Genomic DNA, 511 nt, shown 5'->3' with positions numbered 1-511 from the left:
ATCGCGCATCAACGGCTTCCACGCGCCGCCGGCAACCGGAATGTCCGGCCGGTTCAGCAGCGTCAGCATACGCAGCACGTTGCGCAGGGTCTTCTCCGGGGTCTGGTTGCCTGCGGAAGCGGTGACGGCTTTCACCTCCAGCTCCGGCGAGGCGAGGGCGAGGACCAGGGCGATCGCGTCATCATGTCCCGGATCGCAATCAATCATAATCGGCAGTGCCATAGCAGCTCCTTGTTGGCGATGTTCTGTGACCAGACTAACGCTGCGAGTCGAGGCAGACGAGATGGTATGCAGAATAGTGTGATGGAGACCACGATTGCTGCGAGGGCAACGCGTATCGTTACGCGACCGTCCGTAAACATGATGCCTCGTTTTGCGGTGGCGCAAGATGGCGCCCGGCGCGGCGCGATATAATAGAAAAATTGCTAATCCTTACGGATATTAATGGTTTGCTTTTCGGCGGGCGGGTTCTTATCCTTAAGAAAACTCAAGAGGTTATTACGATGAAAGA

Annotated in this window: 1 protein-coding gene; it reads right to left on the bottom strand. The window is 56.6% G+C overall.

The window, feature by feature from the left end; all coding sequences use genetic code 11:
• The coding region (locus HHU12_RS34900) for a nucleoside hydrolase (RefSeq protein ID WP_205960120.1) at positions 1-222 on the bottom strand (222 nt) is incomplete at its 3' end.
• Positions 223-511: the final 289 nt, after the last annotated feature.

The organism is Flammeovirga aprica JL-4 (assembly GCF_012844305.1).
GTDB lineage: Bacteria > Bacteroidota > Bacteroidia > Cytophagales > Flammeovirgaceae > Flammeovirga > Flammeovirga aprica.
This window is presented reverse-complemented; position numbering and strand designations above follow the sequence as displayed.